This window comes from Vibrio sp. Vb0937 (assembly GCF_033338855.1).
In genome coordinates this window covers 1-25860 of sequence record NZ_JAWOTK010000015.1, presented here as the reverse complement: position 1 = coordinate 25860, position 25860 = coordinate 1, and the positions used below count along the sequence as shown (strand labels likewise).

21 protein-coding genes are annotated in these 25860 nt (G+C 46.5%); 13 read left to right on the top strand and 8 right to left on the bottom strand.

Features of this window, described 5'->3' with window-relative positions:
- Window positions 1-257 precede the first annotated feature (257 nt).
- The 6 genes from dnaA (at window position 258) to R7P67_RS16670 (ending at window position 8078) form a co-directional block, all read left to right on the top strand.
- Window positions 258-1664, top strand: a complete 1407-nt coding sequence (gene dnaA / locus R7P67_RS16695; protein ID WP_005378835.1) for a chromosomal replication initiator protein DnaA — start codon at window positions 258-260, stop codon at window positions 1662-1664.
- Between the two features lie 63 nt (window positions 1665-1727).
- On the top strand, window positions 1728-2828 hold the full coding sequence (gene dnaN / locus R7P67_RS16690; protein ID WP_005394106.1) for a DNA polymerase III subunit beta: 1101 nt from the start codon (window positions 1728-1730) through the stop codon (window positions 2826-2828).
- Between the two features lie 9 nt (window positions 2829-2837).
- The gene (gene recF / locus R7P67_RS16685; RefSeq protein WP_005378839.1) at window positions 2838-3917 is read left to right on the top strand and encodes a DNA replication/repair protein RecF; all 1080 of its coding nucleotides are present in this window, start codon (window positions 2838-2840) and stop codon (window positions 3915-3917) included.
- Window positions 3918-3930: 13 nt separating this feature from the next.
- Window positions 3931-6348 carry a DNA topoisomerase (ATP-hydrolyzing) subunit B gene (gyrB, locus tag R7P67_RS16680; RefSeq protein WP_005378841.1) on the top strand — a complete coding sequence of 806 codons (2418 nt, stop codon included), beginning with the start codon at window positions 3931-3933 and terminating at the stop codon, window positions 6346-6348.
- Window positions 6349-6691: 343 nt separating this feature from the next.
- On the top strand, window positions 6692-7108 hold the full coding sequence (locus tag R7P67_RS16675; RefSeq protein ID WP_213967173.1) for a GreA/GreB family elongation factor: 417 nt from the start codon (window positions 6692-6694) through the stop codon (window positions 7106-7108).
- Between the two features lie 532 nt (window positions 7109-7640).
- Window positions 7641-8078 (top strand): Hsp20 family protein, encoded by a 438-nt coding sequence (locus R7P67_RS16670; RefSeq protein ID WP_005378857.1) that lies wholly within the window; start codon window positions 7641-7643, stop codon window positions 8076-8078.
- A gap of 126 nt (window positions 8079-8204) precedes the next feature.
- On the opposite strand, the gene R7P67_RS16665 is transcribed toward R7P67_RS16670, so the two are convergent.
- The 4 genes from R7P67_RS16665 to glyQ form a co-directional block, all read right to left on the bottom strand.
- Window positions 8205-9458: a valine--pyruvate transaminase gene (locus R7P67_RS16665; protein WP_017635592.1), complete on the bottom strand. Its 1254-nt coding sequence runs from the start codon at window positions 9456-9458 to the stop codon at window positions 8205-8207.
- A gap of 229 nt (window positions 9459-9687) precedes the next feature.
- Entirely contained in the window at window positions 9688-11772 is a 2085-nt protein-coding gene (locus R7P67_RS16660) for an alpha-amylase (protein ID WP_262654151.1), read from the bottom strand.
- Between the two features lie 217 nt (window positions 11773-11989).
- Window positions 11990-14056, bottom strand: coding sequence for a glycine--tRNA ligase subunit beta (gene glyS, locus R7P67_RS16655; RefSeq protein ID WP_262654150.1), 2067 nt, complete (start codon window positions 14054-14056; stop codon window positions 11990-11992).
- A 13-nt stretch (window positions 14057-14069) separates the two neighbouring features.
- The gene (glyQ, locus tag R7P67_RS16650; RefSeq protein WP_005383818.1) at window positions 14070-14987 is read right to left on the bottom strand and encodes a glycine--tRNA ligase subunit alpha; all 918 of its coding nucleotides are present in this window, start codon (window positions 14985-14987) and stop codon (window positions 14070-14072) included.
- A gap of 484 nt (window positions 14988-15471) precedes the next feature.
- On the opposite strand from glyQ, the gene R7P67_RS16645 reads away from it, so the two are divergent.
- Together R7P67_RS16645 and R7P67_RS16640 are read left to right on the top strand one after the other, a co-directional pair.
- A complete protein-coding gene (locus tag R7P67_RS16645; RefSeq protein ID WP_005378877.1) occupies window positions 15472-16026 on the top strand; it encodes a TMEM165/GDT1 family protein in 555 nt (184 codons plus the stop codon).
- 160 nt (window positions 16027-16186) lie between these two features.
- A complete protein-coding gene (locus R7P67_RS16640) occupies window positions 16187-16447 on the top strand; it encodes a hypothetical protein (RefSeq protein ID WP_005378878.1) in 261 nt (86 codons plus the stop codon).
- Window positions 16448-16491: 44 nt separating this feature from the next.
- Here R7P67_RS16640 and tusA read toward each other — a convergent pair whose 3' ends face one another.
- A complete protein-coding gene (tusA, locus tag R7P67_RS16635) occupies window positions 16492-16740 on the bottom strand; it encodes a sulfurtransferase TusA (RefSeq protein WP_005378879.1) in 249 nt (82 codons plus the stop codon).
- Between the two features lie 133 nt (window positions 16741-16873).
- On the opposite strand from tusA, the gene R7P67_RS16630 reads away from it, so the two are divergent.
- Both R7P67_RS16630 and R7P67_RS16625 read left to right on the top strand, forming a co-directional pair.
- Window positions 16874-17056 carry a hypothetical protein gene (locus R7P67_RS16630; protein ID WP_005378880.1) on the top strand — a complete coding sequence of 61 codons (183 nt, stop codon included), beginning with the start codon at window positions 16874-16876 and terminating at the stop codon, window positions 17054-17056.
- Between the two features lie 168 nt (window positions 17057-17224).
- Window positions 17225-18169 (top strand): LysR family transcriptional regulator, encoded by a 945-nt coding sequence (locus R7P67_RS16625; protein ID WP_017821924.1) that lies wholly within the window; start codon window positions 17225-17227, stop codon window positions 18167-18169.
- 52 nt (window positions 18170-18221) lie between these two features.
- Here the strand turns inward: R7P67_RS16625 and R7P67_RS16620 are convergent, their stop codons facing one another.
- The 3 genes from R7P67_RS16620 to fadB all read right to left on the bottom strand — a co-directional run bounded on the left by R7P67_RS16620 (window position 18222) and on the right by fadB (window position 22814).
- Window positions 18222-19202 (bottom strand): MDR family oxidoreductase, encoded by a 981-nt coding sequence (locus tag R7P67_RS16620; RefSeq protein ID WP_262646302.1) that lies wholly within the window; start codon window positions 19200-19202, stop codon window positions 18222-18224.
- Between the two features lie 250 nt (window positions 19203-19452).
- Complete coding sequence (gene fadA, locus R7P67_RS16615; protein ID WP_006743176.1) at window positions 19453-20628, bottom strand: acetyl-CoA C-acyltransferase FadA; 1176 nt, start codon at window positions 20626-20628, stop codon at window positions 19453-19455.
- Window positions 20629-20642: 14 nt separating this feature from the next.
- A complete protein-coding gene (gene fadB, locus R7P67_RS16610) occupies window positions 20643-22814 on the bottom strand; it encodes a fatty acid oxidation complex subunit alpha FadB (RefSeq protein ID WP_186584584.1) in 2172 nt (723 codons plus the stop codon).
- A 261-nt stretch (window positions 22815-23075) separates the two neighbouring features.
- Here fadB and R7P67_RS16605 point away from each other — a divergent pair, with 261 nt between their 5' ends.
- The 3 genes from R7P67_RS16605 to hemG are packed head-to-tail and all read left to right on the top strand — an operon-like array spanning window position 23076 to window position 25740.
- The gene (locus R7P67_RS16605) at window positions 23076-23699 is read left to right on the top strand and encodes a YigZ family protein (protein WP_213877812.1); all 624 of its coding nucleotides are present in this window, start codon (window positions 23076-23078) and stop codon (window positions 23697-23699) included.
- Window positions 23700-23745: 46 nt separating this feature from the next.
- Window positions 23746-25203: a TrkH family potassium uptake protein gene (locus R7P67_RS16600; RefSeq protein ID WP_005378893.1), complete on the top strand. Its 1458-nt coding sequence runs from the start codon at window positions 23746-23748 to the stop codon at window positions 25201-25203.
- Between the two features lie 9 nt (window positions 25204-25212).
- Complete coding sequence (gene hemG / locus R7P67_RS16595) at window positions 25213-25740, top strand: menaquinone-dependent protoporphyrinogen IX dehydrogenase (protein ID WP_213877810.1); 528 nt, start codon at window positions 25213-25215, stop codon at window positions 25738-25740.
- The last annotated feature ends 120 nt before the right edge of the window (window positions 25741-25860 follow it).

The window sequence follows — 25860 nt, the reverse complement described above, 5'->3', positions numbered from 1 at the left end:
CGACAAAATCAGCATTGGGAATAAAATAATACACAGACTTATCACCAATCGCTCGATCTTGTGAATTTTGCCCAATTGTGGATCGTTGTGTGGGCAAATTTGGGGCAAGGTGTGTTGATCTCATCAAGTTTGCAGAAATAATTGTGAATAACTTGGATCTTATTCACTGGATCGTCGATCAATCGCTGGCGATCTTGGTTATCAACAGGTAAAATTGCCAGTCTTTTCCGATAATTCAATTACTCAGTGGGGGCACCGTGTCATCTTCGCTTTGGCTGCAATGTTTGCAGCAGCTTCAAGAAGAGCTACCAGCTACAGAATTCAGCATGTGGGTTCGTCCGCTACAAGCGGAGCTCAATGACAATACTCTCACTCTATTCGCGCCAAACCGCTTCGTGTTGGACTGGGTGCGTGATAAGTATCTGAACAATATTACTCGCTTACTGCAGGAATACTGTGGTGGCGACATTCCTAACTTACGCTTTGAAGTGGGGAGCCGACCTGTCTCTGCTCCAAAACCAGCGCCGACACGTACGCCTGCAGATGTGGCTGCGGAGTCATCTGCACCTGCGCAATTACAGGCGCGTAAGCCAGTACACAAAACCTGGGATGACGACGCTCAAGCGATTGCGGCTATCAATCACCGCTCAAACATGAACCCAAAACACAAGTTCGACAACTTTGTTGAAGGTAAGTCGAACCAACTGGGTTTGGCTGCGGCGCGTCAGGTATCGGATAACCCAGGTGCAGCTTACAACCCACTATTCCTATACGGCGGCACGGGTTTGGGTAAAACCCACTTATTGCATGCGGTGGGTAACGCGATTGTGGATAACAACCCGAACGCAAAAGTGGTCTACATGCACTCAGAACGTTTTGTGCAAGACATGGTGAAAGCGCTGCAAAACAATGCGATTGAAGAATTCAAACGCTACTACCGCAGTGTGGATGCACTCCTTATCGATGACATCCAATTCTTTGCTAATAAAGAACGTTCGCAAGAAGAATTCTTCCATACCTTCAACGCACTATTGGAAGGTAATCAGCAGATCATTCTAACGTCTGACCGTTATCCTAAAGAAATTAATGGCGTTGAAGATCGTCTTAAATCTCGCTTTGGTTGGGGTCTTACTGTTGCGATCGAGCCGCCTGAGCTTGAAACGCGTGTGGCGATCTTGATGAAAAAAGCTGAAGATCACCAAATCCACCTTGCTGATGAAGTGGCATTCTTCATTGCCAAGCGTCTGCGTTCGAACGTTCGTGAGCTAGAAGGTGCATTGAACCGTGTTATCGCGAACGCGAACTTTACTGGTCGTCCAATCACGATTGATTTTGTGCGTGAAGCGCTGCGCGATCTGCTTGCTCTACAAGAGAAGCTGGTGACGATCGATAACATTCAAAAGACCGTGGCGGAATACTACAAGATTAAAGTGGCGGACTTGCTGTCTAAGCGTCGTTCTCGTTCTGTAGCGCGTCCTCGTCAGCTGGCTATGGCGTTAGCAAAAGAACTAACCAACCATAGCTTGCCTGAAATTGGCGATGCGTTTGGGGGCCGCGATCATACGACCGTACTTCATGCTTGTCGCAAGATTGAGCAGCTGCGTGAAGAGAGCCACGACATTAAAGAAGATTACTCTAACTTGATTCGCACCCTGTCTTCGTAATCGGTTAGAATAACGGTATTCTAAGCAAATCATTTATTGAGCTGACAGCGTAAAGAGCCAAGCATGAAATTTACCATTGAACGTAGTCATTTAATCAAACCGCTACAGCAGGTTTCGGGCGCTTTAGGTGGCCGACCAACTCTGCCAATCCTGGGTAACCTACTTCTTAAAGTAGAAGAGAACGTATTGTCGATGACGGCAACCGATCTTGAAGTAGAGTTAGTAAGCAAAGTGACGCTAGAAGGTGATTTTGAAGCGGGCAGCATTACCGTTCCTTCGCGTAAGTTTCTCGATATCTGCCGTGGTTTACCGGACGATGCGATCATCACATTTGTATTAGAAGGTGATCGCGTACAAGTTCGCTCTGGTCGCAGCCGTTTCTCATTGGCAACGCTTCCTGCGAACGATTTCCCTAATATTGAAGACTGGCAAAGTGAAGTGGAAGTATCACTGAGCCAAGCTGATTTACGTACGCTGATCGACAAAACTCAGTTCTCGATGGCGAATCAAGACGTTCGTTACTACCTCAACGGCATGTTGTTTGAAATTGACGGCACCACGCTACGCAGCGTGGCGACGGACGGCCACCGTATGGCGGTATCGCAAACTCAGCTAGGTGCGGACTTTGCGCAGAAGCAAATCATCGTGCCACGCAAAGGTGTGCAAGAATTAGTAAAGTTGATGGATGCGCCAGAGCAGCCTGTAGTACTTCAGATCGGTAGCTCCAATGTTCGTGCTGAGGTGAATAACTTTACTTTTACCTCTAAGTTGGTTGATGGTCGTTTCCCTGACTACCGCCGTGTATTGCCTCAGAGCACCAATAAGACCCTAATAGCAAGTTGTGACGAGTTGCGCCAAGCCTTCTCTCGTGCTGCGATTCTTTCCAACGAAAAATTCCGTGGCGTGCGAGTGAATCTGGCTGATACTGAAATGCGCATAACTGCGAATAACCCAGAACAAGAAGAAGCGGAAGAGATGCTTGATGTAACTTTTGAAGGTGACGCCATCGAAATCGGCTTTAACGTAAGCTATGTGCTTGATGTTCTGAACACGTTGCGTTGTGAAAATGTACGAGTGTCGATGTCGGATGCTAACGCTAGCGCGTTGATTGAAAATGCCGACGATGACAGTGCCATGTACGTGGTGATGCCAATTCGTCTATAAGCCAACTGAATGCCTCTTTCTCGTCTCATCATTCAGCAGTTTCGAAACATTAAAGCCTGTGATATTGAGTTATCAGCAGGCTTTAACTTTCTTATCGGGCCGAACGGCAGCGGTAAAACCAGTGTCTTAGAAGCGGTTTATCTGCTCGGGCATGGCCGCTCATTCAAGAGCTCTCTCACCGGACGAGTGATACAAAATGAGTGTGACGAACTGTTTGTTCATGGTCGTTTTTTGAACTCGGATCAATTTGAGCTACCTATCGGCATTAATAAGCAGCGTGATGGCTCAACAGAGGTTAAAATAGGCGGTCAATCTGGACAAAAATTAGCGCAGTTGGCACAAGTTCTGCCTCTGCAGTTGATACACCCAGAAGGGTTTGATTTACTGACAGATGGCCCTAAACATCGTCGTGCGTTTATTGATTGGGGCGTGTTTCATACCGAGCCCGCTTTTTATCAAGCATGGGGAAGGTTCAAGCGCCTGAACAAGCAGCGCAACGCGTTGTTGAAAACCGCCAATAGTTATCGTGAGCTCAGTTATTGGGATCAGGAAATGGCAGGATTGGCTGAAAACATCAGCCAATGGCGAGCAAGTTACATCGAGCAGATGAAAACCGTCGCAGAAACTATCTGTCAGACATTTTTGCCAGAATTTGAGATCCAATTGAAGTATTATCGTGGCTGGGATAAAGACACTCCATACCACGAGATACTAGAAAAGAATTTTGAGCGTGATCAGGCATTGGGATACACCTTTAGTGGCCCAAACAAAGCTGATTTGCGCATTAAAGTGAACGGAACGCCCGTTGAAGATGTTCTGTCACGCGGTCAATTAAAACTCATGGTGTGTGCATTGCGTGTAGCGCAAGGGCAACACCTGACAGAGATGGCCGGTAAACAATGCATTTACCTAATTGATGACTTCGCGTCGGAATTAGATAGCCAACGTCGCAAGCGTCTTGCTGACTGCTTAAAAGAGACGGGCGCACAAGTATTTGTAAGCTCTATCACTGAAAGCCAAATCGCCGATATGTTGGACGATAACGGTAAATTGTTTCATGTGGAACATGGCAGGATAGAGTCAAACTAGAAGAGAGAAACTCATGTCTGAAAATTACGATTCATCGAGTATTAAGGTACTGAAGGGTCTGGATGCGGTACGTAAGCGTCCAGGAATGTACATCGGCGATACGGACGACGGCACCGGCCTTCACCACATGGTTTTCGAGGTGGTGGATAACTCAATTGATGAAGCGTTGGCAGGTCACTGTAAAGACATCGTTGTGACAATTCATGAGGATAACTCGGTTTCCGTTAGCGATGATGGTCGTGGCATTCCAACAGAAATCCACTCAGAGGAAAATGTCTCTGCAGCAGAAGTAATTATGACGGTTCTTCACGCGGGTGGTAAGTTCGACGATAACTCATACAAAGTATCGGGTGGTCTTCACGGGGTAGGTGTTTCAGTAGTAAACGCACTATCAGAGAAAGTTGAGCTAACGATTCATCGTGGTGGCCATATCCATACGCAAACCTACCGCCATGGTGAGCCTCAAGCGCCACTAGCCGTTGTGGGTGATACGGATAAAACCGGTACACAAATTCGTTTCTGGCCAAGTGCCGAAACGTTCTCTAACACTGAGTTCCACTATGACATTCTAGCGAAACGCCTGCGTGAACTGTCATTCCTGAACTCTGGTGTGTCGATCAAATTGGTTGATGAACGTGAAGCGGACAAACATGATCACTTCATGTATGAAGGTGGTATTCAAGCGTTCGTTGATCACCTAAACACCAACAAAACGCCAATCATCGAAAAAATCTTCCACTTTAACTCTGAGCGTGAAGACGGCATTTCAGTTGAAGTGGCGATGCAATGGAACGATGGTTTCCAAGAGAACATCTTCTGCTTTACCAACAATATCCCACAGCGTGATGGTGGTACTCACCTTGCTGGTTTCCGTGCTGCGCTAACACGTACATTGAACAGCTTTATGGACAAAGAAGGTTTCTCGAAGAAAGCGAAAACAGCGACTTCAGGCGACGATGCGCGTGAAGGTCTAACTGCGGTTGTTTCGGTGAAAGTGCCTGATCCTAAGTTCTCAAGCCAAACAAAAGACAAACTGGTTTCTTCTGAAGTGAAATCAGCTGTTGAGTCTGCAATGGGTGAAAAACTGTCTGAGTTCTTGATTGAGAACCCGACAGAAGCGAAGATGGTTTGTTCGAAAATCATCGATGCAGCACGTGCTCGTGAAGCAGCGCGTAAAGCTCGTGAAATGACGCGCCGTAAAGGTGCACTAGACCTAGCTGGCCTTCCAGGTAAACTTGCAGACTGTCAGGAAAAAGATCCGGCACTCTCTGAACTATACATAGTGGAGGGTGATTCGGCAGGCGGCTCCGCAAAACAAGGCCGTAACCGTAAGAACCAAGCAATCCTACCGCTAAAAGGTAAGATTCTTAACGTAGAAAAAGCGCGTTTCGACAAGATGCTGTCTTCGCAAGAAGTAGCAACGCTGATCACTGCACTTGGTTGTGGTATCGGTCGTGACGAGTACAACCCGGACAAGCTTCGTTACCACAACATCATCATCATGACCGATGCCGATGTCGATGGTTCGCACATCCGTACGCTACTGTTGACCTTCTTCTACCGTCAAATGCCAGAGCTTATCGAGCGTGGCTATGTGTACATCGCTCAGCCACCACTATACAAAGTGAAAAAAGGCAAACAAGAGCAGTACATCAAAGATGAAGAAGCGATGAACCAATACCAAGTATCATTGGCTCTGGACAACGCATCGCTACACGTAAACGCAGAAGCACCAGCATTGGCAGGTGAAGCACTAGAGAAGCTTGTTCAACAGTACAATGCGGGTATTAAACTGGCGGAACGTATGAGCCGTCGTTACCCAAGTGCTTTGGTAAACGAGTTGATTTACACTCCTCGCCTAACGCCAGAGCAATGCCATGACGCATCAGTTGTGGAAGCGTGGACGAAGCAGCTTATTGAGCAGCTGAATGCGAAAGAAGTGGGTGCAAGTCAGTACAGCTACGAAGTTGAGCAGCACGAAGAGCTAGGCTTAAACTTGCCTAAGATTGTGGTTCGTACTCACGGTGTGACGCACGAACATGCAATTAGCATCGACTTCCTAAACTCGAAAGAGTACGGCAAGTTGGCTGATCTATCAGAAGCACTTGATGGACTTCTGGAAGAAGGCGCGTACATCAAACGTGGTGAGCGTACCATGCCAGTGGCAAACTTTGCAGAAGCGCTTGACTGGTTAGTGAAAGAGTCAATGCGTGGCTTAAGCCGTCAGCGCTACAAAGGTCTAGGTGAGATGAACCCAGACCAACTTTGGGAAACCACCATGGACCCAGAAACTCGTCGTATGATGCAGGTAACGATTGAAGATGCGGTAGGCGCAGATCAACTGTTCACTACGCTAATGGGTGACCAAGTAGAACCTCGTCGTAACTTCATCGAAGAGAACGCACTGAAAGTAGCGAACCTAGACGTATAACGACACTGTTCGTGATAGTAAAAAGCAGCGAGAAATCGCTGCTTTTTTTGTTGTACCACCAGCTAAAATCGCCACTTTCTGCTAAAGCGGATGTTTTTCTGGTACTAACTGCCAACAACCCGATCAAGCCTGCCATTTTATATCTGTTTTCTTTTTTTCTCGCCATTTTGTTCGCTTGAGCGCTTTTGCTTTCTTTTTTCTGCTCGCTATAGTGCTGAAGAGCTGATGATTAAGGAGACTAAGAAAATGGTGATGACTTTCCTGAACTAAGCCGGAAGTGATGCACTTCCGGTTCAATGCACTGAATTTATTTGTAAGACAAGGCATTAAGAAGGAAATAATCATGTTTGAACGCTGGTTCTCGGCGTACTGCTTGGCGCTGCGAACTTGGTGGTTAACCAGTCGCTTTTTAACCTATCAATCACCACTAAGGTTGTTATCGCTATTTGAAATCTGCGAGCAACAAGCCCATTGCCGTAACCGAGCTCGTATTGTGGTTGGGGACACGGTTCGCTTAGTGGATGTTGAACGCGCCTATCAATATCGCATGACATTGGTCAGCTCGCGTAAGGGGCAACCCATGACAGGTATGCTCGCGGTCGATTCTTATTTGGGGTCTCGACTGTTAGGTCGAGCTAAAAATGATGCGCTTGAAGTGGAAATTTTTAATCAGCGACGCTGCTTTGTGATTACTGAAATTGTTCATCAATCGCAGCCACCAGCTCAGAAAATGCTGTGTGGTTGTCTGTTGTGCCAATAGATGAGGTGAAGTCATGAGTAAGAAAGAAAAGAAACAACCGCAGTTGAGTCTAAAAGAAAAGCGCAAACTAAAGCAGGAAAAGGCGGCAGAAAAGGGCGTTGTAAAAGCGCGTAAATCCTCCCGCAAGTAAAGTGTAGATTGAGCCCTCCAGAACGGTGGGCTTTTTATCACTGATCGCGAAGTGATGAGGAACTAAGCTGTTCAAGGGGATAGTGGATGCTTTAAAAATTTTTTATTTTTTCCCTTGAAAGTCATTTTTGACGACCTTATATCTAGTTATGAAGAGGGTGACTGGCTTGCTAGAGACTAGAAGACCAGCCCTCTGGAATCGCTAAAACGAGATCGCTCAGAAGAGGATATGGCGTTTTGGTACACAACTTAAACCTTTAGATTCAATATCATGTCTCCGAGCCAAACCAAGGCCAGTGGAATGATAAGAATCTCTTAGTTCGGCGTTGGTTTTTGCATAAACACGCCAGTAGGATGGAACTCATCTGAACTAAGACTATTGCTTAATTAAGAGGATAGATTTATGCGTAATGTAGATTTCTCACCATTATACCGTAATGCAATTGGCTTTGATCGTCTGCTAAACCTGATGGAAGCGAATACAGCGAAAAATACTTCTGGCGGTTACCCTCCATACAACATTGAGCAAAAAGACGAGCACAACTACCGTATTACTATGGCCGTTGCTGGCTTTGCTGAAGAACAGCTCGATCTGACTCAAAACGAAAACATGTTGATTGTGAAGGGCGAACGTAAAGCCGAAGAAGGCAAAAACTACGTTTACCAAGGTATTGCAGAACGCGATTTTGAACGTAAATTCCAGCTAGCGGATTACGTAAAAGTCGTGGGTGCATCAATGGAAAACGGTCTGCTTCATATCGATTTAGTTCGTGAAATCCCTGAAGCCATGCAACCACGTAAGATTGCTATCGGTGGTAACAACCTGATTGAGAACAACTAATCAGTTAACCACCCGGTTATAGAATGAGAAAGAGCGCCATATGGGCGCTCTTTTTAGTTTGGGGTTTTCAAATCCGCTATTTTAAAGCCGTAATTTCAAAGAGAAGAACGGCTGAGTTCAATCCGTCTATTTACCTTCGCGGTAAGCCTTTTCCACTTCTTCAGCGATAATCGCAATGCCTTTTTGCATCATCTCATCATCTTGAACGTAGTTCATACGCAGGCATTGGTGCGCGTGATCCCACTCGTCTTGCTGACCAATAAAGAAATATTCACCAGGGACAATCAATACGCCACGCGCTTTCAAGCGTTGGTACAGTTCCATTGTTGTGATTGGCAGTTCATCAAACCATAACCACAAGAAGATAGCGCCTTCCGGCTTGTGGATGCGGAATCGCTCATCGGTAATTGCTTGTTGGAGCAGTTCAACCGCACGTTGTGATTTTTGCTTGTAGAACGGCTTAATCACCTCTGAACTCAGTTTAAGAAGATCGCCTTTGCCAATTATATGGTTTGCCAGCGCTGGACCAACACTGCCCGGCGCTAGGCTGATGATGCCGTTCATATTGGTTAACGCTTGAGTGATTTCTTCACTCGCAATCACAATGCCACAACGCACGCCCGGTAAACCAAGCTTAGATAGGCTCATGCATAGGATGGTGTTTTCATTCCAGAACGGTTCGACATCTTCAAAGATGATGTTCGGGAAAGGTAGACCGTAGGCGTTATCGATGATCAGTGGGATGTTGTTCTCACGTGCTAGCTTGTCCAGCTTACGTACTTCTTCATCTGTCAGTACATTACCCGTTGGGTTAGTTGGGCGAGACGCGCAGATTGCCGCAACAGAGTCGTCGACGGCGAGTTGCTCAAAATCGACGTGGTATTTAAACAGGCCGTTATCTAACAGCTCGATTTCTGGGTGGTAAGAGATAAAGATATCTTCATCAATGCCAGCATCACCATAACCGATGTATTCAGGCGCGATAGGCAGTAGCACTTTCTTGTGCGAACCGTCTGGCTGTTTACCTGCCAACAAGTTGAACAAGTAGAAAAAGCCACTTTGGCTACCGTTAGTTAGGCTGATGTTTTTTTCGGAAATATCCCAGCCGTAAGTTTCACGGAATAACTGAGCTAGCGCTTTGACGAACGCGTCTTTACCCTGCGGGCCATCGTAGTTGGCGAGGGCGGCGACGAGCTCCCCACTGGCGAGCATTTCCTCACTGGCTTGGTGAAAGTAATCGAGCATGGCAGGAATGGCGGCAGGATTACCTCCACCGAGCATGATGGCACCTGGTGTGCGCAGACCATCATTCAAATCGTCCATTAACTGCGTAATACCTGAATACTGATTAAATTTTTCACCAAACTTTGAGAACTGCATGCTGACTTATACCTAATTCATTGTGATTGCTTTGTGTATGTTTATGCCGATGTTTTATCGGCTTATCGAGTAATCCTTGACCTTACCTCAATGTGTAATTAACGCAAAGTGTGAATTAAGCCGAAAAAGAAAAAAGTGCGTCATCAGACCAGAGGAACGAGACAAAAGGGCAAAAAGAACAATAAAAAAGGGAAGCTTATGCTTCCCTTGCTGGTGGAGAGAGTGTGATTTACTCACCGGTGTAAACAATCAGTACCTTGTCGTCTTGGTATTGGCGTTCGAACGCGTAGTAACCTTCTTGATTGCGAGTGATGTGCTTACCTTGAGCAACCGCTGGGTGGCGTTTACGGAATTCACCCAACTTTTGCCAATGTTGCAGTAGATCTTCACGTTCGCCATGAATCTTATCCCATGGCATATCTGAGCGTGTGCCTTGGTGGGCGTCTGAACCAGTAATGCCAAAATCACGAGCTATCTCATCACCGTAATAGATCTGTACTGCACCGGGAGCCAGCATCAGTGCATTCGCGGCACGTGCTTGGTCATCAAAGCTGCGGCTGCGCGCTGACCAAAACAGCTGTGTATCGTGTGAAGATAGGTAGCTCAACACGTTGAACTCAGGATCGGTATTGATGCGTTCTGCGTAGCGGCGGTAATCATTATCAAGTTGAGCGAAACACTTCAGTGCTTTTGGTGCCACATCAGATTGGAACTCGAAGTTAATGATGGAATCGAAGCCGTTATCGAAATACGGGCTCTTCATTACGCTGTGTGCCCATACTTCACCCGTCATCCAGAAAGGTAGATCATCCAAGGCTTTGTCCGGGTTGTTTTGCTTCCACTGGGCCAGGGCTTGAGTGGTGCTGGCTTTCAACTCTGCCCACGCTTCCATTTCAACGTGTTTAGCGGTGTCGACGCGGAAGCCATCAATGCCGTAGTCGCGCACCCAATCGGATAACCAGTTAATCAGATGCTCACGCGGGGTTTGCAGCTCATCTTGCGCATTGGTGTCTTTATTGCGGAAGAAATTTGGTAATCCGGTTTTCTGAGTCGATTCGGTTTTTAGATCCGGTAGGTAGTTCAAAGACATGGTGATGTCGTTGTAGCCCGGAGCATCGTAGTCGCCAATGTCGGTGCGGACCCAATCTTTGCCCCACCATTTATCCCACGCTTCGCTATCACCGTATTTGATGTAGTCGTTGAAGCTGTGCCAGCTTTGTCCTGATTTTGGCTGCCAGTCGGTCCATTTTTCACCAAGGACTTCTTTGGCTTCTTGGTCATCAAGGTAAAGCTGACCAAATCCGAATTCCTGCATGTCTGCTAATGTCGCATAACCTGTGTGGTTCATGACTACATCCCAAATCACGCGGATACCTTTCTTGTGGGCGGTATCGACGAAGGTTCTGAGTTCATCTTCGGTACCCATGTTGGCATCAAGCTTGGTCCAATCTTGGTGATAGTAGCCGTGGTAGCCGTAGTGCTTAAAGTCGCCTTTATCGCCGCCGCCAACCCAGCCGTGGATTTGTTCCAGTGGTGAGGTTATCCAGATAGCATTCACACCAAGTGATTCGATGTAATCGAGTTTTTTCGTTAGACCCGCTAAGTCACCACCGTGGAAGGTACCAATCTCATATTTTTCGTCTTTACTGCGACCGTAGCTGTTGTCGTTGTCAGGGTTGCCATTGTAGAAGCGGTCAGTCATGACGAAGTACACTGTTGCGTTATCCCAGCTGAACGGTTTGTCGGCTTGCTGATCGACTTCTTCTAGCAGCAATAGACCTTGGCTCATAGGACCCGGTTGCATGGTGACGGTGCCATTGGTGACTGTGGCTTCTTGTCCGGTTAAGGCATCACGAACGACAGTGCCATCATTAAAGGTTTGAGCAACGTTGATGGTTTTTGGCGCGTCAGTTGCGACAGGGCAAGAGTAGGTGATGTCCTGACTTTGTTTTGGTTTAATTTTTACCGTCAGTTCGTTGGTGGTTGGATTGAGCGTAAATTGATAGGTATTGGCTTTGAAGATACGCAGCGGCATTTGTGCATCAGTGGCGCAGTTATCCATTTTTAATGGACGATTGAACTTGATGCGATCTTCTTCTGCTAGGGCAAAGCTACTGCCACAGCTTTGCTTGCTGTCAGCAATGGTAAAGGTGTAACTGCCTTTTTCGAGTTTTTGCTCGGCGACAAGTAAGCCTTGTGAGTTTTCTTCAAAAACAGCGGTGTCATCGCCAACGCTTAATACGATGGCATTTTCTGGAATCTGGCTGCAGGCGCTCAGTAGACCGATAGAGAGTGCGAGAATTGTTTTTTTCATTGTGTCCTTCCCCCGAATAAACAGTCCAGTTATAGCAAAACTATGCCTCTACAATCCGAGCTCTACACCAACAAGTTAAACGCGTCTCACCCTACAAATTTTAGTCTTGTTCACAAAATGAATAATAAGCGTCACCTTCATCGGTTTGAAGGCAACAAAAAAGGGAAGCATCTGCTTCCCTTTCACTTATTTCTTAATCACTTCTAAGAGTAATGAATTACTTTTGAAGCAAAGAAATGTCTGCGATCTGTAGGAACAGGTTACGCAGGTTGTTCAGTAGTGTCAGACGGTTCTTCTTAAGTGCTTCGTCGTCTGCCATTACCATTACGTTATCAAAGAACGCGTCAACTGGTTCACGTAGGTCAGCTAGCTTGCTTAGGGCTTCTTGGTAGTTACCTGTAGCAAATGCTGGCTCTAGCGCTTCGGTCATTACTTCAACGCTTTCTGCTAGTGCTTTCTCTGCGTCTTCTTGTAGAAGTGCTAGGTCGATGTCTGCTGCTAGTTCACCGTCGAATTTCGCTAGGATGTTACCTACACGTTTGTTCGCTGCTGCTAGAGACTCTGCTGCTTCTAGTTCACGGAAGTGAGAAACCGCTTTAACACGTTGGTCGAAGTCTGCTGGTTTAGTCGGACGACGAGCTAGAACCGCTTGAATGATGTCTACGCTGAAGCCTTCGTCTTGGTACCAAGCACGGAAACGACCAAGCATGAACTCGATAACGTCTTGTTCAACGTTGTCGTTGGTTAGGCGGTCGCCAAACAGTGACTTCGCTTTCGCAACTAGGTCAACAAGATCTAGGTTGTAGCCGTATTCAACGATGATACGTAGTACACCTAGAGATGCGCGGCGTAGTGCGAATGGATCGCTGCCTTTAGGTGCTTGACCAATACCGAAGATACCTACGATAGTGTCTAGTTTGTCTGCCATTGCAACTGCAGTTGAAACACCGTTTGATGGCAGTTCATCACCTGCGAAACGAGGCATGTATTGCTCGTTCAGTGCTACTGCAACTTCTTCTGCTTCACCGTCGTGGCGAGCATAGTGCATACCCATAACACCTTGAGTATCCGTGAATTCGAATACCATTGAGGTCATTAGGTCACATTTTGCTAGTAGACCAGCACGCTTTGATTTCTCAACGTCAGCACCGATTTGCTCAGCAATGTAGCCAGCAAGCTCTGTGATGCGGTCTGTTTTGTCTTTGATCGTACCCAGTTGCTTTTGGAAGATCGCTTGCTCTAGTTCAGGTAGACGGTCGATAAGCGGACGCTTACGGTCTGTGTTGAAGAAGAACTCTGCGTCTGCAAGACGAGGGCGAACCACTTTCTCGTTACCTTCGATTACGTAACGAGGCTCTTTTGATTCGATGTTCGATACGAAGATGAAGTTAGGTAGTAGCTTCTTGTTTTCGTCGTAAACAGGGAAGTATTTTTGGTCACCTTTCATGGTGTATACCAACGCTTCAGAAGGCACTTTTAGGAACTCTTCTTCAAACTTCGCTGTTAGTACCACTGGCCATTCAACCAGAGACGTTACTTCTTCTACTAGGTCATCTTCTAGGTCAGCGATACCGCTAACCGCTGCTGCCGCTTTTTGTGCGTCAGCTAGGATGATTGCTTTACGCGCTTCGTAATCTGCCATTACTTTACCGCGCTCTTCTAGAATCGCAGGGTATTGCTCAGCAGAATCGATAGTGAACTCTTGCTCACCCATGAAGCGGTGACCACGGATAGTGCGGTCAGAAGCAACACCAAGGATCTCGCCTTCGATTAGGTCGCTGCCCATTAGCATGGTTAGCGTCTTAACTGGACGGATAAATTGAGTCGTTTTGTTGCCCCAGCGCATTGGTTTTGCGATAGGTAGGTTCGCTAGTGCTTTCGCTGCAAGTTCAACTACGATCTCAGACGTTGGCTGACCTTTCACTTCTTGCTTGAACAGTAGCCATTCGCCTTTGTCTGTAACCATGCGCTCTGCTTGGTCAACCGTGATGCCACAACCGCGTGCCCAGCCTTGAGCCGCTTTTGTTGGGTTGCCTTCCGCGTCAAACGCTGCAGAAACTGCAGGACCACGCTTTTCAACAACTTTGTCAGACTGGCTGTCTGCTAGTGCTGCTACTTTAAGTGCAAGACGACGAGGTGCCGCGAACCATTTCACGCCTTCGTGAGCAAGCTCAGCGCCTTTTAGTTCTGCTTCGAAGTTTGCTGCGAATGCTTCAGCTAGAGTGCGAAGTTGCGTTGGTGGTAGCTCTTCTGTACCTAGCTCGATTAGAAATTCTTTTGCCATGTTACTCTACCCCTTACGCTTGTTCTTTCTTACACATTGGGAAGCCAAGAGCTTCACGCGATGCGTAGTATGCTTCTGCAACTGCTTTCGTCAGGTTGCGGATGCGTAGGATGTAACGTTGGCGTTCAGTTACTGAGATCGCTTTACGCGCATCTAGTAGGTTGAATGCGTGGCCAGCTTTTAGAATGCGTTCGTAAGCAGGCAGTGGCAGTGGCTTTTCAAGCTCAAGTAGTTCTTTACACTCTTTTTCACACTGTTCGAAGAAACCAAATAGGAATTCAACGTCTGCGTGCTCGAAGTTGTAAGTTGATTGCTCTACTTCGTTTTGGTGGAAGATATCACCGTAAGTCACTTTGCTGCCGTCTGGTGCGATGTTCCAAACTAGGTCGTAAACAGAGTCTACTTCTTGGATGTACATTGCTAGACGTTCGATACCGTAAGTGATTTCACCAGTTACTGGTTTACACTCAAGACCACCAACTTGCTGGAAGTAAGTAAACTGGGTCACTTCCATGCCGTTTAGCCAAACTTCCCAGCCCAGACCCCATGCGCCTAGTGTTGGGTTTTCCCAGTTGTCTTCTACGAAACGGATGTCGTGTACAAGAGGGTCAATACCAAGAACTTCAAGGGAGCCAAGGTACAACTCTTGAATATTGTCAGGCGATGGTTTTAGCGCTACTTGGAATTGGTAGTAGTGCTGAAGACGGTTAGGGTTTTCACCGTAACGGCCATCAGTAGGACGACGTGAAGGTTGTACGTAAGCTGTCGACATTGGCTCTGGGCCAAGCGCTCGTAGACAGGTCATTGGGTGAGAGGTACCCGCACCCACTTCCATATCTAGCGGTTGAACAATGGTACAACCATTTTGAGCCCAATAATCCTGCAGCGCGAGGATCATTCCCTGGAAGGTTTTGATATCGTATTTTTGCATAAGTCAGGTTCGCGCGATTCTCTTGTTACTCGTTAATTCGTCATCTATGCCGAGTTTTTCAACTCTAACAACGGCGATAAAGAGTAATTACGGTTGAATAAATTAACAATCTAGTATAACCAGATATTGAGCATGGGAGTAGAGCTAATCTTGATTAATTCGTGGGCGATTTTCTCCTTTAATGAATTTTTACCGCGTTATCTGCTGTATTTTTCCTAAAAGGGAGTTTTTGCCTGCTTTGGCTCTTGAGAAGCGCAACAAAGGTGGCTAGAATTGCGCCTGTCTTTGGGGAGTAGCTTACCTGATGAAGTTTCTGTTTCATCTGGTTCGTCCGTCAACATAATTGGTGCAAAATCACCATGGCGTTCGAGACTTGAAGCCTTTCAAGTTTAGCAAGACCTTAGACAAATCATCACGAACCGGGGTAGGGGCGTGAGGTTTGTCTTCGGTTAAAAATAATAATCCCTGCCCCAATGAGCATGTCGTGAGCGTTTTAGCTATTTCAATTACTACTGTAGCGTTAGCAGAAATTGGCGATAAGACCCAATTGCTATCTCTATTACTTGCAAGTCGTTACCGAAAACCAATCCCAATTATTGCAGCAATCTTTTTGGCAACTATTGCCAACCACGCTTTGGCTGCATGGTTAGGTGTGGTTGTCGCAGACTATCTATCACCTGAGATTTTAAAGTGGGTGCTGGTGGTCAGTTTTGTCGCGATGGCGGCTTGGGTTCTGATCCCGGACAAACTGGATGATGACGAGCAGATTTCTAATCGAGGCCCATTTATTGCCAGCTTTATCGCGTTCTTCGTTGCGGAGATAGGCGATAAAACTCAGATCGCCACTTCCATCTTAGGGGCGCAATACGCGGATGCGTTAAGTTTGGTGATTATCGGTACCACAATCGGTATGCTGCTGGCGAATGTACCTGTGGTCCTGATTGGTAAATTGTCGGCCGACAAGATGCCTTTAGGGCTGATCCGTAAAATCACCGCATTTTTGTTTATTGCTCTGGCAATAGGGGCTGCACTGTTCTGATTTTTTGCACGTGAAATGATGTGAGTTATCAATCATTAGTGGCGTGCTGCGCGAGTTCAAACTCTGACTCTAAATCGTTCCGTTGCGTGACGGATGACATATAAGTGTCATACTTGTCATGGTAGTTTAATGGTGTGAATGATAGCGAGAGGGCAAGTTTATGCTTACACGTTACATGGGGATGTCCCCGAAGAGTCAGAGTTATTTATTCACTTTTGGTTTAGCGCTGTGTTTACTAGCGATGGTGCTAACTGATATGTGGTTACCGATTGTAGCAGGATCGTTCGTCCTTACTGGATTGACAGTAGAAGCGTGGATTCGTGTCGCTCACATCATTCCTATGCATGAAGAGATGCGGGCAATGAAGAAACAACTTAACAAGCTCCAATCAGAAGTTCGCACACTCGAATACGACGAATAAACAAACGGCAGCCAATATTGGCTGCCGTTTTTAGTTCGACCAGATTATTCCAATCCTTTCTTGATCAGGTACTGATACGGAACTTGCTCCGTTTGTGCCGCAACTAATTGGTGGTCCATAAAGCGGCAGAAACTCGGAATGTCTCGAGTTGTGGATGGATCGTCTGCTTTGACCAGCAAAATCTCACCATCTTGCATGTTGCGAATTGTCTTCCTGACCATCATCACTGGCTCTGGGCAGCGCAGTCCTTCCGCCTCTAATGTCTTGTTTGCCAGTTCAGGATTAAAGCTCATAGTGTGATTCTCGTAACTAACTGAGCGTTGAATTTTACTTTCGTTGAAAAAATATTCAATAACCACTTGGCAAACCGAATTTTTTGTTTTACCTTAAATTAACAATTTGGTAACAACTGGCAAGGGAGAGGCAATGTTAACAGCGTTAGACAGACTTACGATTTACTCAGTGCTGTGTTTTATCTCGTTTTGTGCATTGGTACTCAGGACGCCAGCTGACACCTCTTTGACGCCTCTAGTAGGCATGGTTGCCACTATTATTGGGATTTGGATCGAGATGCGCAGATGGTCTGGCGCATCTGAGCAAGAAAATTAGCGCTTCTTGCTTGGATCAGAATGCTTTTAATAACGCTCACCTATTTTTTACCGACACTTCATTCCGACACTATCCCCATTTTTCTTGGGCTTCCCCGCTGAAAGGCGGGATTTTTTTTGCCTAAAGAGTACAATTTACCCAAACACATACAAAATAAGTGGCTAATTCGTGGAACTGGAAGATATCTATCGCCGAGATTTAAATTTACTGGTTGCGTTGCGAGTACTGATAGAAGAAAACAGTGTCAGTAAGGCGGCAACACGTCTGAACTTGAGTCAATCGGCAATGAGTCGTGTGCTTGGTCGTCTACGCGACTTATTGGGAGACCCGCTGTTTACTCGTCAGGGACAGCATTTGATCCCAACTCAGAAAGCGTTAGAGATCGATCGCTCATTGGGCGAGCCATTAGAGTCTTTACGTCAGTTGTTATCTCCGGTTGAGTTTGACCCATTGCAATGCGTACAGACTTTCAACATCGTGACCACCGATTATGCCATGCAAACGATCTTACCGTTCGCTTTGCCGAGAATTTACCAAGAAGCACCAAACGTGTCTTTCAACTTCTTACCACTGCAACACGACCGTTTATCAGATCAGCTCACTTATGAAGGTGCAGACTTAGCGATTTGTCGCCCGACAGGCCCGGTGGAGCCTCTACGCAGTGAAGTGTTGGGGCGAGTGGGGGTGCTGTGTATGCTTTCAAAACAGCATCCATTAGCGAATAAAGAAATGAGCTTGGATGATTATCTGAGTCATCCACATGCCATGATCGCCATCAGTGATGGTGTTAAGGCACTGATCGAACAAGCTTTGATGGAGAAACCTAAGCGTAAAATGGTTCTGCGGGCTTATCATTTAGAAGCCGCATTGGCGATCATGGATACCTTGCCAATTATCATCACAGTGCCAGCGGATTTGGCGTATCTGGTTGCCGAGCGTTATGACTTGGTGGTGAAACCGTTACCATTCCAATTTACTCCATTTGAATACTCGATGATTTGGCATGCGCGTTGCGAGCATTCTCCTGCTCAAGAATGGTTAAGAACGATTGTGCGTGAAGAGTGTAGCCGTCTGATAGCTAAACGTATCGAAGATATGGGACTGAACTGCTAACAAAAAAGAGCCAGCAATGCCGGCTCTTCGTCTGTTTACACTGAGTCAGTGTTTATAGCTTGATAACCACACGACCCGTTACTTGACCGTTGGTGATGTCTTCTGCATATTTCGGTGCTTCAGCAAGAGCAACTTCAGTACACGCTTGCTCGAAGTAGCTGTCTGGTAGTAGCTCGACCAGCTTTTCCCATGCAGCGATACGTTTCTCTGTAGGGCACATTACTGAGTCCACACCTTGTAGGCGAACATTACGTAGTATGAACGGCATCACTGTGGTTGGTAGATCAAAACCACCTGCAAGACCACAAGCTGCAACTGCACTGTTGTAATCCATTTGCGCCAATACTTTTGCTAGTACTTTGCTGCCTACAGTATCAACCGCACCTGCCCATACTTGTTTTTCAAGCGGACGTGCTGGTTCTTCAAATTCAGTACGGTCGATGATGCGGCTAGCACCTAGTTTTTCAAGTAGCGGGCCGTTTTTCTCTACACGACCTGTCACTGCAGCAACTTTGTAGCCAAGCTGTGCTAGAAGCGTTACTGCGACTGAGCCTACACCGCCACTTGCGCCAGTTACTAGGATTTCGCCATTTTCAGGTTTGATGCCTGCATCAAGCAGTGCTTGAACACACAGCATACCAGTGAAGCCAGCAGTACCAACCATCATTGCTTTCTTGCTGTCTAGACCTTTTGGTAGTGGTACTAGCCAATCTGCTTTTAGACGAGCACGCTGAGACATACCACCCCAGTGGTTTTCACCCACGCCCCAGCCAGTAAGGACAACTTTGTCACCAGCTTGGTAGCGGTCGTCTTCTGAGCTTACTACCGTACCTGCTAGGTCAATACCTGGCACCATCGGGAAGTTACGGATGATTTTACCTTTACCTGTGATCGCAAGACCGTCTTTGTAGTTTAACGATGAGTAATCAACGTCAATCAGAACGTCGCCTTCAGGCAGTTGTGTTTCATCGATTTGCTCGATGTTAGCGATAGTACGTCTGTCTTCTTGATTTAGAACTAGAGCATTAAACATAAGGTTCTCCGATTGTGCGGTAGCATGACTCTGGGTCACATGCAGCAAGATATCAACTGGTCTAAGTGTATGTCTTCTTTGTCTATGAATAAAATGAAACTTGAGCATTTAATGTATGCTCTTCATGCATGTTTGATGTAAAACAAAGGGCGACATCAATTGTCGCCCTTAAGTGTAATACTAAAAATTTTAGTACTAGTTCATTTGCTTATGATTGTTGGCTCGATCACTACAACAACGTCTTGAACTGTTATGGTCGTTCAAATACTGTCGCAATGCCCTGACCCAAACCGATACACATGGTGGCCAGACCGTATTTCGCGTCTTTCGCTTCCATTAGGTTGATCAACGTTGTTGAGATACGTGAACCAGAACAGCCTAGTGGATGACCCAATGCTATCGCACCACCGTTAAGGTTGACCTTCTCATCCATAACATCAAGCAGGCCTAAGTCTTTAGCACACGGCAGAGACTGCGCGGCAAATGCTTCGTTTAGCTCAACCACATCCATGTCTTCAATTGAAAGACCGGCACGCTTGAGCGCTTTTTTCGTCGCAGGTACAGGACCGTAACCCATAATAGAAGGATCGCAGCCCGCAATGGCCATGCCTTTAATACGTGCACGAATCTTCAAGCCAAGCTCATTGGCTTTCTCTTCACTCATGATCAACATCGCTGATGCACCATCAGACAGAGCCGATGATGTACCGGCTGTTACTGTACCGTTTGCAGGGTCGAACACTGGGCGAAGTTGAGATAGACCTTCAACGGATGTTTCAGGGCGAATCACTTCGTCGTAATCCAGAGTGAACAGTGTGCCGTCTGCTGCGTGGCCTTCAATTGGTAGAATTTCGTTTTTAAAACGACCCTCTACGGTTGCTGCGTGCGCACGAGCGTGAGAGCGAGCGGCAAACTCGTCTTGTTGCTCACGGCTAATACCATGTAATTTACCAAGCATTTCAGCCGTTAAGCCCATCATACCCGCAGCTTTTGCTACGTTCTTTGACATACCTGGGTGAAAGTCTACACCGTGGTTCATTGGCACATGCCCCATGTGCTCAACACCACCAATTAGGCAGATTTCAGCATCGCCAGTCATGATGGCACGTGTACCGTCGTGAAGCGCTTGCATTGATGAACCACACAAGCGGTTAACCGTCACGGCGCCAATTTCAATCGGCAGGCCCGCGAGTAGCGCGGCATTACGTGCAACGTTAAAGCCTTGCTCTAGTGTTTGCTGTACACAGCCCCAGTAGATGTCTTCAATCTCGCTTGGGTTCACTTGTGGGTTACGCGCAAGAATGCCTTTCATTAGGCGCGCAGATAGATCTTCTGCTCGTGTATGACGGAAAGCACCACCTTTAGAGCGACCCATTGGAGTACGTAGACAATCGACTACGACAACATTTCTTGTTTGATTAGTCATTTTAGAATCCCTCCTTAGATAGAACCTTGCTGTTGTGCACCGTAAAAGCTTTCACCTTTCGCCGCCATATCAATCAGCATTTGCGGTACTTGGTACATCGCACCTAGCTCGGCGTGTTGTTTTGCCATTTCAACGTATTCAGCAATACCCACGCTGTCTAGATAACGGAATACGCCACCGCGGAATGGAGGGAAACCAAGACCATAAACCAACGCCATATCTGCTTCCTGCGGAGTTGCGATGATGCCTTCTTGTAGGCACAGCACCACTTCGTTGATCATTGGAATCATCATACGTTGAATGATGGTCTGATCGTCAAAGTCCTGCTTATCGGCACAAACGTCAGCAAGTACCGGTAAGATCGCTTCGGAGAAGGTTTTCTTCGGCTTACCTTTTTTATCTATGGTGTAGCTGTAGAAGCCATTACCATTTTTCTGACCATATTTGTCTGCTTCGAATAGTGCATCAATCGCATCACGACCTTGTTTACCCATACGCTCAGGGAAACCGTCAGCCATCACAGCTTGTGCGTGGTGCGCGGTATCAATGCCGACTACGTCAAGTAAGTACGCCGGTCCCATCGGCCAGCCAAACTTACGCTCCATGACTTTGTCGATTTTCGTAAAGTCAGCACCATCACGAAGTAGCATGCTGAAGCCGCCAAAGTATGGGAACAATACGCGGTTAACGAAGAACCCTGGGCAGTCATTAACGACAATTGGTGATTTGCCCATTTTCGCAGCATACGCCACAACACGATTGATGGTTTCATCAGAGGTGTGCTCACCACGGATGATCTCAACAAGAGGCATACGATGCACTGGGTTGAAGAAGTGCATACCACAGAAGTTTTCTGGGCGTTTTAGTGATTTTGCCAATAGGTTGATAGGAATCGTCGAAGTGTTTGAGGTGATAACGGTGTCGTCACCGACATGGGATTCAACTTCACTTAAAACTGCTGTTTTTACTTTCGGGTTTTCAACGACAGCTTCAACAATCACATCAGAGTTTTCAATACCTGCGTAATGTAAGCTCGGTGTGATTGATGCTAAAATACCCGCCATCTTAAAGCCATCAATGCGACCGCGAGATAAGCGTTTATTCAGCAGCTTAGATGCTTCAGTCATGCCTAGGTCGAGCGACGCTTGTGCGATGTCTTTCATCAAGACTGGCACACCTTTTAGCGCTGATTGGTAAGCAATGCCGCCACCCATGATACCTGCACCTAATACGGCTGCACGTTGCGTGTCTTTACTTGCTGACTTCGCTGCTTTTTTCGCAATGCCTTTGATGTATTGATCATTAAGGAAGAGGCCAACGAGTGATTTTGCTTCTTCCGATTTAGCCAATTTCACGAAGTGCTTACGTTCAATGTCTAACGCTTCATTACGTGCAAAGCGAGCACCTTCTTCAATCGTGATAACGGCTGTCATTGGGGCAGGGTAGTGAGGACCTGCTTTTTGTGCCACCAGACCCTTCGCCATGGTGAAGCTCATCATTGATTCAAGCTTACTCAGCGTTAGCGGAGATGTTTTCTGTGCTCGGCGTGCTTGCCAGTCAAGTTTCTCATTAATTGCAGAGTTAAGAGTTTGTAGTGCTGATTCGTATAAAGCATCAGTCTCTACAACTGCATCGAGTAAGCCAATTTTCAATGCTTCATCAGCTCGGCATGCTTTACCTTGGGTGATGATTTCCATTGCGCTGTCTGCGCCAATAACGCGAGGTAAGCGTACACAACCACCAAAGCCAGGCATGATTCCCAGTTTCGTTTCTGGTAGGCCGATGCTGGTGGTTTTGTCACCAATACGCATGTCTGTTGCTAGCACACATTCACAACCGCCACCAAGAGCGTGGCCTTTGATCACTGAGATGGTCGGAACGGGTAAGTCTTCTAATTTGTTAAAGATGCTATTAGCAAATTGCAGCCATTGGTCGAGCTCGGCATCCGTTTTAGCAAACAGACCTAAAAACTCGGTAATGTCTGCGCCTACAATGAATGCGTCTTTATCTGAAGTGAGCAACAATCCCTTGAGGCCTTGATGGGCAATGAGCGCATCAAGAGCTTTATCTAGCGATTCCAATGTCGCTAGGTCGAGTTTGTTGACGGATTTTGGAGAGCAGAAGCTTAGCTCTGCAATACCATCTTGTATTTCCTTTACCTGTAGGGTTTCGGCTTGGTAAATCATTGTCTATCTCCATGACATACAATCGTGGATTGTCTGTATACCTATTTCAACGACGCCGTGTACCTCGGCAAATAGGTATCGAGGAAGTCGTTTTATTTTTGTTCTGGTTTGACCAGTAAAGTTAGTTTGGATCGTGGACTGTTTAATTTCAATACATTTTTTAAACAAGTGTTTAACATTGTGCGCTGTGGCAGATCTTATGCGACGGGTAAATAACACTCGTGATAGACTTCAGGCAAATAGACATGAATCCATAATCCTATGAATGACAAGCCTTATCTGATTCCAGCAGAGCCCGCTCAATTTGAAGAAGAAATTAAAAAGAGCGTCTTCATTACTTATTTGACACACACGCCAAGTATCGAAGCTGCAAAAGCATTTGTTGATCAAATCAAAGCTAAACACGCTGATGCTAGACATAACTGTTGGGGCTTTGTTGCTGGTCGACCAGAAGATTCGATGAAGTGGGGCTTTAGTGATGATGGAGAACCTTCAGGGACGGCAGGCAAACCAATCCTGGCGCAGCTGTCTGGATCTGGGGTGGGGGAGATCACGGCTGTGGTCACGCGATACTCTGGTGGAATCAAGTTAGGTACAGGCGGCTTGGTTAAAGCGTATGGGGGTGGGGTTCAACAAGCGCTCAAGCTGCTTCAAACTATTGAGAAAAAAATAACCACAAAGCTCAGACTAACGTTAGACTATGGGTTTATGCCTATCGCACAATCAATCATGCCGCAATTTGGTGCGATAGAAGTCGAGGCTGAATACAGCGATCAGGTAGTATTAGTGGTGGAAATTGAGCTTCGAGAAGTGAGCGCGTTTACCCAAGCAATCATCAATAAAAGCGGGGCAAAGGCAATTGTCACTCCGCTAGACGGACAATAATGAAAAACAGGAAGCAACAGGGACAGCTTCGCTAGTCAATTTATCCATGCAATTTCGTTCAATTATTCGAATCGTCGGGCTACTGCTCGCACTCTTTAGTGTCACTATGCTTGCGCCAGCACTCGTTGCGCTGATCTATCGAGATGGTGCTGGTGTGCCTTTTGTCACGACATTTTTTGTTCTGCTGTTTTGTGGGGCCGTTTGTTGGTACCCAAACCGCAGGTATAAGCACGAGCTTAAAGCTCGAGATGGCTTTCTTATTGTCGTCTTATTCTGGACAGTACTTGGCAGTGCAGGCTCGATCCCCTTTCTCATTGCTGACAACCCGAACGTCTCAGTGACAGATGCGTTTTTTGAATCGTTTTCTGCTCTCACGACGACCGGGGCGACCGTTATTGTTGGTTTGGATGAGTTACCTAAAGCGATTCTATTCTATCGACAGTTACTGCAGTGGTTCGGCGGTATGGGAATCATCGTATTAGCGGTGGCGATTTTGCCAGTACTTGGCATCGGTGGTATGCAGCTTTACCGCGCCGAGATCCCTGGTCCAGTCAAGGACACTAAAGTGACGCCGCGCATAGCAGAAACTGCTAAGGCGCTTTGGTACATCTATTTGAGCCTGACTATCGCCTGTGCTTCGGCTTTTTGGTTAGCTGGTATGACGCCATTTGACGCCATCAGTCACAGCTTTTCCACCATTGCTATTGGCGGCTTCTCTACCCACGATGCCAGCATCGGATACTTTGATAGTTACGCGATTAACCTGATTACGGTGGTTTTTCTGCTTATATCTGCATGTAATTACACACTGCACTTTGCTGCATTTGCATCAGGTGGCGTACATCCCAAGTATTACTGGAAAGATCCTGAGTTTCGCGCCTTCTTGTTTATTCAAGTGCTGCTATTTATCATTTGCTTTCTATTATTACTGAAACATCACTCTTACACATCGACATACGATGCTTTCGATCAGGCTCTGTTCCAAACCGTATCAATATCCACAACAGCGGGCTTTACGACAACAGGTTTTGCGGATTGGCCGCTCTTCTTACCTGTGCTGTTATTGTTCTCTTCCTTTATAGGTGGTTGTGCTGGTTCAACAGGCGGCGGCATGAAAGTGATCCGTATCCTGCTTCTTACCTTACAAGGTGCGCGTGAACTAAAACGTTTAGTCCATCCACGCGCGGTTTACACCATCAAAGTAGGTGGCAGTGCCCTACCGCAACGTGTTGTCGATGCGGTTTGGGGTTTCTTCTCCGCATACGCATTGGTATTTGTGGTTTGTATGTTGGGGTTGATTGCAACAGGAATGGATGAGCTCAGTGCGTTCTCTGCGGTGGCTGCGACTCTGAACAACCTCGGTCCTGGCTTGGGAGAAGTGGCGCTTCACTTTGGTGATGTTAACGACAAAGCAAAATGGGTATTAATAGTTTCTATGCTGTTTGGTCGTTTGGAAATCTTTACCTTACTTATTCTACTTACGCCGACGTTTTGGCGTAGCTAAGGGGAAATCGTGGCAAAAGCATTATTTCTATACTCTTCCCGCGAAGGGCAGACTAAAAAAATTCTCCACTATATAGATGAACAACTTCCAGACTTCGATTGTGATCTGGTGGATTTACATAATGTCGAGACGATTGACTTCAGCCAATACGACAGAGTATTGATAGGCGCCTCTATTCGCTATGGCCATCTTAATAAAAAGCTATACCAGTTTATTGAGCGAAACCTCAATCAATTGGAGCAAAATAAAGTGGCATTTTTCTGCGTAAACTTAACCGCTCGTAAAGAGGACCAAGGAAAGGATACACCTGAAGGTAGTGCCTACATTCGCAAGTTCCTAATTAAGTCCCCTTGGAAACCAACGCTAATCGGTGTTTTTGCTGGTGCACTTTATTACCCACGTTATAGCTGGTTCGACAGAACTATGATTAGGTTCATTATGTCGATGACGGGTGGCGAAACCGATACGACCAAAGAGGTGGAGTACACCAATTGGGAAAAAGTGGCTCTTTTCACAGATAAATTTAGAGAACTGTAGAAATAACGTGCTCTTTTGACCGCTTTTGATGCAAATTTATCCGAACGATAAAAAAATCAAAAAAAACGAGAAAAAGGGCTTGCCAATGTGATCGCAATCTCTATAATGCCACCTCGCTGA

Coding starts and splice junctions, on each gene's coding strand:
- R7P67_RS16600 (WP_005378893.1), top strand. CDS start 23,746: ATGCAATTTCGTTCAATTATTCGAATCGTCGGGCTACTGCTCGCACTC.
- dnaN (WP_005394106.1), top strand. CDS start 1,728: ATGAAATTTACCATTGAACGTAGTCATTTAATCAAACCGCTACAGCAG.
- R7P67_RS16675 (WP_213967173.1), top strand. CDS start 6,692: ATGTTTGAACGCTGGTTCTCGGCGTACTGCTTGGCGCTGCGAACTTGG.
- glyS (WP_262654150.1), bottom strand. CDS start 14,056: ATGGCAAAAGAATTTCTAATCGAGCTAGGTACAGAAGAGCTACCACCA.
- recF (WP_005378839.1), top strand. CDS start 2,838: ATGCCTCTTTCTCGTCTCATCATTCAGCAGTTTCGAAACATTAAAGCC.
- R7P67_RS16630 (WP_005378880.1), top strand. CDS start 16,874: ATGTTAACAGCGTTAGACAGACTTACGATTTACTCAGTGCTGTGTTTT.
- gyrB (WP_005378841.1), top strand. CDS start 3,931: ATGTCTGAAAATTACGATTCATCGAGTATTAAGGTACTGAAGGGTCTG.
- tusA (WP_005378879.1), bottom strand. CDS start 16,740: ATGAGCTTTAATCCTGAACTGGCAAACAAGACATTAGAGGCGGAAGGA.
- R7P67_RS16605 (WP_213877812.1), top strand. CDS start 23,076: ATGAATGACAAGCCTTATCTGATTCCAGCAGAGCCCGCTCAATTTGAA.
- R7P67_RS16640 (WP_005378878.1), top strand. CDS start 16,187: ATGCTTACACGTTACATGGGGATGTCCCCGAAGAGTCAGAGTTATTTA.
- fadA (WP_006743176.1), bottom strand. CDS start 20,628: ATGACTAATCAAACAAGAAATGTTGTCGTAGTCGATTGTCTACGTACT.
- fadB (WP_186584584.1), bottom strand. CDS start 22,814: ATGATTTACCAAGCCGAAACCCTACAGGTAAAGGAAATACAAGATGGT.
- R7P67_RS16665 (WP_017635592.1), bottom strand. CDS start 9,458: ATGCAGTTCTCAAAGTTTGGTGAAAAATTTAATCAGTATTCAGGTATT.
- R7P67_RS16670 (WP_005378857.1), top strand. CDS start 7,641: ATGCGTAATGTAGATTTCTCACCATTATACCGTAATGCAATTGGCTTT.
- R7P67_RS16620 (WP_262646302.1), bottom strand. CDS start 19,202: ATGTTTAATGCTCTAGTTCTAAATCAAGAAGACAGACGTACTATCGCT.
- R7P67_RS16660 (WP_262654151.1), bottom strand. CDS start 11,772: ATGAAAAAAACAATTCTCGCACTCTCTATCGGTCTACTGAGCGCCTGC.
- glyQ (WP_005383818.1), bottom strand. CDS start 14,987: ATGCAAAAATACGATATCAAAACCTTCCAGGGAATGATCCTCGCGCTG.